This is a genomic window from uncultured Cyclobacterium sp. (assembly GCF_963976465.1).
Lineage (GTDB): Bacteria > Bacteroidota > Bacteroidia > Cytophagales > Cyclobacteriaceae > Cyclobacterium.
This window is the reverse complement of record NZ_CAXBOC010000228.1, coordinates 1-8,340: the sequence shown is the minus strand read 5'-3', so window position 1 is coordinate 8,340 and position 8,340 is coordinate 1. Positions and strand designations below refer to the sequence as shown.

Annotated in this window: 4 protein-coding genes; 1 reads left to right on the top strand and 3 read right to left on the bottom strand. The window is 38.2% G+C overall.

All coding sequences use genetic code 11. From position 1 onward, the window contains the following. Positions 1-1,653, bottom strand: a 1,653-nt coding sequence (locus tag AAC037_RS13505; protein WP_339903484.1) for an LruC domain-containing protein, incomplete at its 3' end; no start/stop codon positions are given. A 560-nt stretch (positions 1,654-2,213) separates the two neighbouring features. Then, positions 2,214-4,577 carry a PDZ domain-containing protein gene (locus AAC037_RS13500; protein ID WP_339903483.1) on the bottom strand — a complete coding sequence of 788 codons (2,364 nt, stop codon included), beginning with the start codon at positions 4,575-4,577 and terminating at the stop codon, positions 2,214-2,216. Positions 4,578-5,080: 503 nt separating this feature from the next. Here AAC037_RS13500 and AAC037_RS13495 point away from each other — a divergent pair. After that, entirely contained in the window at positions 5,081-7,159 is a 2,079-nt protein-coding gene (locus tag AAC037_RS13495) for a PQQ-binding-like beta-propeller repeat protein (protein WP_339903482.1), read from the top strand. Positions 7,160-7,493: 334 nt separating this feature from the next. Here the strand turns inward: AAC037_RS13495 and AAC037_RS13490 are convergent, their stop codons facing one another. After that, positions 7,494-8,087 (bottom strand): hypothetical protein, encoded by a 594-nt coding sequence (locus AAC037_RS13490; protein ID WP_339903481.1) that lies wholly within the window; start codon positions 8,085-8,087, stop codon positions 7,494-7,496. Positions 8,088-8,340: the final 253 nt, after the last annotated feature.

Below are 8,340 nucleotides of genomic sequence, written 5' to 3'. Positions count from 1 at the left end.
AATCGGCTCATTAAAACTAACTGTAATAGTAGTTTCGTTTAATATATTATCAACATCATCAGCTAAAATAATTACGGCATTCTCTTGGTCTGCCTCTGTTCCATTATCATTGGTGGTAATATAGCCTTGATTAAGAGATGTTCCTGTTACACTTGCAATTTTAGAGGGATCCAAACCTTCTATTTCAAAGCCGATTCCATTGGTATACCCTGCCCCGTTGGCTTTAATATTACAAATAAATTCCAATCTAACAGCTAAATTGTCTGAATTCAAAATAGCAATGGCTTGATAACTTAATGCAGCATCATTAAAATCGTAATCACCGGAAGAAGGCCATAAATCTTCAAAAGCTATGGTTCCTTTTCCATACTTACTTGGAGTAAAGGACTCGAAGGCTGCATCTGCATCATCCGGATAGGCATCATCAGAATCTTTAATACCGTCACCATCAGAATCCGTTTCATCAACTACATCGGAATATACCCTAAATGTGGTCAGGTCATTTAACTTTCTTCCATAATCGGTACCGTTATTGGCCCTTGCTCCATATCGATATTCCCAACCACCTGTTTCAGTATCCATAATGATTAGGTCTGCACTGGATGAGGCTTCAGCCAACCATAATTCTTTGTTGGAATCAAAAGTCATTGATGTAGGGGTAAATGGTAGATTATCCGCACTGATTCTAGTACTTTCATAATCCCCGTCATCGTTTAATTCCAACTCATATAAACCGGAAAATGTACAAATAAAAAGTGTACCATCCTCTGCAAAAGCCAAATCACCTCCTGTGGTGTTGTGCAATCCTAAAATATTTTTATTATCTAAATTTTCTCCGGTGGCAGGGTCAAAAATAAACAGCTTTGCTTTGTTATCAGAGAAATACAACAAGCCATCCTCATCATTAAAATCCAACCTAGGCCCTCCCATTCCAAGGTTAGCCACCGTTTCCCAACTATTATCCACAATGGAGTATTTCATTAATGGATAGGGTTTGGATTTACCAATAGAATAAAGAACTTTATTTTCTTGGTCAATCGCACAGGTATAACTACCCATGGGCATATTTGAAAGGTCTGTTAATTTACCTGTCAATGGATCAACTTGAAACAGCTGTCCACTACCATTTACACAATATAAATAATCTGTAACATCACCTTCTACTAATGTTCTCTCATTGGAGCCGGCATTATAATATTTGAAGTCAACCCTTTGGTCTACGATCTCTTCAATGGAGGATGTAAAGGCTAAGTTTTCATTTCTACGAATGTAGACTTTATCATAAAACTTGGGTAAATTGATGGTTTGGATCAACACTCCTTCTTTGGGAACACCGCTAAAAATCAATTTATCCATCACATCAGATTTATAGACCGTTTCTGTCACTGTTTCACCAAATTCATCTTCGTAGGTTTCAGTTCCGGCATCGTATAAATCCTCTGTATAGGCAAAAATTTCATATTTCGCATAATTGCCATCATCTTCTATATTGATAGTAACATCATGGTATGTACTGAAATCAAATCCTGATGGAATGGATAAAGACAAGGCGTCGTTATCTGTATCGACCTTATCTTCGGGCGAGAATAGATTACATCCATTCAATAGCAATACAATCGATATTGCAAATAAATATATTTTACTTTTTTCCATAATATTAGGGCCGTTATAAATAAATAATATAAAAAATATAAATCTAAAATTCTGTATTTTTATTAATTGTTCATTATATATCAGGTAGTATAATTCAACATTAATTTCAAATAAGATATACGAAAAATAATTTCCTTTAATTGAGAAAAAAATTAATCGATTTACCTGTTTAAAAAACAGTACCTTTAGGATTTTATCACTTTAAAAAACCATTTACCTATTTATTTTACCATTCAAATGTGACCTGAAATTTCAATGAAATCCTTATTCTTTTAGGAAAATCTTCACCTTATGACTACGCAAAATTAACAATTTTGCTATATATAAAATATAAACACTGCTGATTTTTAACGCTTTATTTGAGCAAATTGTTTAAAAAGCAAAAAATAATATCCAAAACGCAAAAAAGAAGTTACCGTTTTTACAATAATAATTTTAAAATTTCACAGAACTCAAACTTTCTGGTTTTTTTCACCTTTTATTACAAGATTCTTAAAAGAATAACCTTAGTAAGCGCACTGTGTGAGATCCAATAAGGAAGCTATTTGAAAGTGAAAAAATCATTGTAAGTCTACCTTAATATTCTTCTTTTTCTGATTCCGTACAATGGTTAAATTTAAATAACCACGCCATAAGTTTTCCTGATATTTTATGAGAAAACTTGTGATATCTTTTATTTCTTCACCACCTACTTCCACAATTACATCTGACTCTTCTATGCCTGCCATTGCCAATTTACTTTCATTGGCTACACTTAAAACAATAACTCCAGCCAAATTGTGTAAACCTGAGGCAGATTGTTCGGCAAGGGTTTCAACATTCTTTAGTTTAGCCCCCAACCAAATTTTTGTATTAATAGTGTCATTTTGGGCATATAAAGCATTCAATTCAGGAATATTGGGCTGTTTAGCTATTGCTTTTAAATTTGACTTTTGAACTCCAAAATTATCCATTGGAAAATTTTCAAAGCCTAAGGGAAGTGCCGGTGAGTTTTTTATAACCCTAAAATCACCTGATTCACGCGAAATAAATTGTGGATTCCCATAGGTACTATGGGAATCTGTTCCATTTTCTTTAGCTAAAGCCAAGGATATTGAATCAGGAAACAGGTTATAATCTACTTCATCCCCCCATCCTTCAAGACGAATTGGGAAATGTTTGGTCATGGAAATATTCTTTTTATAAATATCCTTACTATTTTCAAACCAAACATGGGGATGGAAACCATTGTTTACCATGATATTGTTTTCCACCTGTCTATCAAACCCTTCCCGTAATTTAATCCCACCATTTAAGCACAAATTATTGTAAATATGGTAATTGGAAGAGCCATCATCCAAATCAATGTCCCAGCCATGGTCACAGCGAAAACGGTTGTTTCTAATTATGGTAGTGTGAATGGCATCCCAATAGGGCATTTGGGGATTTTCACTTACAAGACTATCCATTACCTTTCTTTGGGGATGCCAGAATCGGTCCCTGCCCCATGAGTTGAAAGCCCCATGATCCCCGGTTTCCAATACTGTATTGAACACATCATTATTTTCAATCAAGTGGCCACCCCAAGTTCCTTCACTTACATTAATTCCTGCTCTTGGTACCTCATAAATACTATTGTTTTGAATGTGAATATTCATCGCCATAGACAACTGAACCCCTGCCACTTGCTTTTCAACACGTCCTATTCTATAGATCAAATTGTTTGCAACTTTGGCTGTTGCAGGGTACAGTTCATTGGCCGGACCGGGAATAGTATCCATGTCTTCTATTGGAACAAACTCCTCATATTGAAAAGCTCCTGAACGAACAGCTGTAGGATCACCAACAAAAGCAATGGCCGTTGCGCCACAATCATAAATGTGATTGCCCACAATTTCTGTATTACGGTTGTAACCATTTACAAAAATCACATTCCCACCTAAATTGGTAAATTCACAATCCAGAATTGATACGGAATTAGTTCCGTTTAATAAAATGGCCCCGCCTCTATAAATTGTCCAGTCACTTCGCAGCAACTTATCATAATCTTCCATAAAGGTAGTTTTGGTATGGGTAAAGCGAATGCCTTCAATTTTGACATTATTAACCGGTTCTTCACTATTTCCGGTAATTTCTATCAGGTGTTTGAGCAATGAAACTTCCGTGATTGAATTGGATAAATCCGTTCCTTCTTCCACCCATAAGTATAGCCTGTTTGTTTGCTTATCAAAATACCATTCCCCTTCACTATCTAGCTCCTCAAATATATTTTCTACCATTCTGAGTTCCGGGTGCATACTTGAAGGTCGATTATTTTGGTGTCCACCGCTAAGAATCAGTTCACCTTCTGTATCAACTCCGGTAATCAAATAATGAAAACCTCCCCACCTACCACGGTGCATGGCATGGACAAATCCTCCTACAGGATTTGTCCATGTGCCAACCCTTTTCGTGGAGATGGCATCTGCAGCATGGCCCTGCCAAGCGCCACCATTTTCATTATAATTGGGATACCTTGCAAGAATTTGCTTTTGGCCATTGATAAATAATTGGTTAAAATCAATAGCTTCACTAAGCTCAGTAAAGAAAATATGCTTATCAAAAGCCTTCCAATTCGTTTGAAGCACTTTTGACCCTTTTACGCTAACTTTTTCTGTCCCTTCACCAATAATTGCTAAATCACTTAAGACATTTGGAATAACCAAAGGGGCGGATAAATGGTACTCACCTTCTTTCAAGTAAATGCTTATTTTTCCTTTTTTATCCGCTCTAATTTCCATTGCCATTTCTAAAGCTCTGTCAAGGGTCTGCAGAGGGAATTCCTCGGTACCTTCCTGTGTGTTGATGCCATTTGGACTTACATAAATCGTATGATTACTCTCTCCACAACTTAATAAGGAAAATATAACAAACATTAAAAACAGTCTGGATCTAATTAATTTCATCTTGGGTCAGGTCTCTTTATAACAAAAAAAATAAATATAAGTGATACTATCCTTTATTTGTTAAATCAGATTTAAAAATTCAAAGAACAGGAAAGTAGGTTGGCATCTATGGGGTAAAAAACACAGTCTGAAGTACTATATTGGAATAAGCTCTACCGGATTGTCCCAAATGATAAATCTTAAAATATTTTCGAAATAAGTTTTCAATTTGCTGACTTCGGTTCCGTTTAGTCGCCTATGCAAAGAAATGAAGTAGCAAATAGTCAAACCACATCCTTAATTCAAATCATAAGTTAACAAATTTCCTACCCCAATCATCCCAACAATGGTTCACCCGATCACAAAATCATCAGATCACCCAATCACTAGATCAAACAATTGCTCATCTCCCAATTTTGTATTGTTCTTTAATTTGAAAGGTGACATAATCTATAGACATGATCAATATTTTTCATATTTTGCATCGATAATGCCCCATCCACAAAATTAAAATCCGCTAGAATATGGACATAGATCACTATTTTTCAAAACACAAACTCATCTTCATTTTTTACCTGTTTTTAAATCTAAGTGCCTGCAAACAAAGCCAAGAGGATGGTGCCGGGGATGATTGGGCAACCTACCTGGGTCACCCTACAAGCAATCAGTACTCCTCACTGGATCAAATTAATACAGAAAATGTGTCTCAATTGGAATTGGCCTGGACTTATCAGACAGGAGACAGTGCCAATTATCAAACGAATAACCTTATTGTTGATGGATGGCTATACACGGCCACCCCACACAGCCGGGTTGTGGCGCTGGATGGTGCCACAGGGAAAGAACAGTGGACCTTTGATCCTTCCGAGGTTCATAAATCCCTCGCTGATGGGGACCAACGAGGCCTGATGTACTGGGATGATGGCGAAGATGGTCGCATTCTTACTTCGAAGGGTAACCGGCTTTATGCCTTGAATGCAAAAGATGGAGGACTTATCACTTCTTTTGGAGAAAATGGATCGATCCACCTTGGTGAAGGAATGGACGTTTCAGGCAAACCGAATGTGATGCTCAATACGCCCGGGCTGATTTACAAGGAAATGTTTATCATCGGAGCCAATGTAGGGGAAGATGTACCTGGAGCTGTTCGAGCATTTGACATCCGAACCGGTAAGCGAAAGTGGATTTTTCATACCTTGCCCCGACCAGGTGAATATGGATCAGAAACCTGGCCGGAAAACTATTTGGAAAGAACTGGAGGAGCATCCGATTGGTCAGGTCTGGCCATTGATATACCACGCGGCATCGTCTATTTGTCAACAGAGACGGCCGGTCCGGATTTTTATGGTGGCAACCGTTACGGAGAAAACTTATTTGCTAACTCGCTCGTTGCACTCGATGCGAATACAGGAGAACGACTTTGGCACCACCAATTGGTACACCATGACCTTTGGGATATGGACATCCCTCAACCACCCACTTTGCTTACAGTAAAGCATGAAGGAGAAAAGGTTGAAATAGTTGCCGTAGGAACAAAGATGGGGCTGTTGTTCGTATATGATAGGGTTACCGGAAAACCATTGTGGCCAATAGAAGAACGTCCACAAGAGGCATCTAAAATTGAAGGGGTGCGAAACTGGCCTACACAACCTTTTCCAATAAAGCCACCACCACTGATGAGGCAAGAATATACTGTGGATGACTTATCCAATATTTCTCCCAGAGCCAAGCAAATGAGCAAAGAGGTATTCAGTCAATCGGGAAATTATGGAGCTCATCCGCCCCCAAGTATTGACCAAACGATCATATTTCCGGGATACGATGGAGGTATGGAATGGGGTGGCGCTGCAGCAGATCCCGAAGGAATACTGTATGTGAATGTAAATGAGATTCCCTGGTTTTATCAACTGGTACCAACAAAAAAGTCTGATGGCAGTACATTGCCTTTTGGTGAAAAACAATACCTGATCAATTGTGCATCCTGTCATGGGACAGATCGTAAAGGAAACCCAGCCGGCGGCTTTCCATCACTTGAAAATATTTCTAGCCGATTAAACAAGGATGTGGTGATGCAGATAATGAAAAAGGGAGGAGGCCGAATGCCAGCCTTTGACCAGGTCTCAGAAGCTCGTCGGGAAGCCATCATTAAATTTCTCTTTAATGAAGAACCGGCTGTTAATACTAAGAACGAGCGAGGTGACAATGCGCCACCTTATGTCTTCCGAGGTTTCCAACGCTGGCAGGATGATGAAGGCTATCCTGCCATAAAACCGCCCTGGGGAACACTAAATGCAGTTGATCTTAATACCGGCACCATCAAATGGAAGGTGCCGCTGGGAGAATATGAAGAGCTGACGAAACGTGGAATCCCGATTACCGGCACAGAAAATTACGGGGGACCGGTCGTAACAGCCGGAGGACTTCTGTTTATTGCAGCTACCGCTGATTCCAAAATTCGGGCTTTTGACAAAGACAACGGACAAGTACTCTGGGAGTATCAGTTGCCTGCTGAAGGTCATGCTACCCCAAGTGTATACGCCGTAAACGGCAAGCAATCCCTTGCCATCTCTGTAGGCGGTTCAAAACTTAGCCTTCCGGGATGATGTTATCTTGAATATATATTTATAGGAATGCAACTAACACTGGCCTATTTAGCACATGAAATAAAATCAAAAGTAGTTTCTCAGCATGTAATTGGTTCGATCCTAACATTTGAGTGGGACCAACCTAGTAAACTGAGGCGGAAGATTATATTATGACCCTATTGGATCAGTTTAATGAGCTTAGGAAAATGGTCCTGAAACTCGGTTTTTGATAGCTTTTGGTGCTATAAATTGCATACATTCCGTGTTTAAAGGCTTTACAACTTTACATTTGTATTTAAATAGATGACTCAAATAATAAATAGATCAGCAAAGTCCACTTCTTTTTAGAGGTTTACTTGGGTTTTGAATAGTCGATTAATTCCTCTATATATAAAAAGCCATCTTGAGCTTGGGTAAGTTTAATGAAATTTTTAATTGCAGGTGCATACAACCAAACCTCTTCTTCATTTGCATTGTATCCTCTGGAATTCGTGGTTCTACCTGTGTATTTAATCGTGTAGGCCATGAATGTTCCAGCTTCTACCCTTTCTTCCCGGTAAGATAATATCTCAGCTTCTAGACTTTGTTTACCTGTTGTTCCATCTTGACTTGTCCAATTGCTTTCATATTTCCATTGTTTACCCACTTCCAGAGGCCAGTGGTACCTGGGTGTTTCGCTTTCTTCCGGCTTAACAATGTCTAAAACGGGAATGGTATCATTTCCTATGGTCATACCTAAAACTCCCTCAATACTGACTATTTCTCTGGTATCTTCTCCTTCTGAGCGTATTTCTCCTCCCGATGATACCCCTTTGTATTTCCAAACCCATTTTTCACCAACTTGATAATCAGCTAATATTGGTTGTTGGGTGATACCAGATTTCCTTGGGCTGTAGCATGCACAAAGCATTACTATACCAAAAAATATTATCGTTAGACTTTTCATATTAAATCTATTTTAGATGTACTAACTTATCTTTAATGGATTTTTTAGCTGTTCCGGACATTTACACTGCAGTTATGACAATTAATGGTTTGAACTTACTAATTTAAACTACTTCAAAAACTAAGATTTATTTATAACCTGAATTCGACCCATAATCTTGAGAAAATCGTCATTCCGAGACCTAACATTTTCGAAATACAGAAATCGAAATGACGATGTTTGTTTTCAAATTACTGGACATCAATTACTTAAA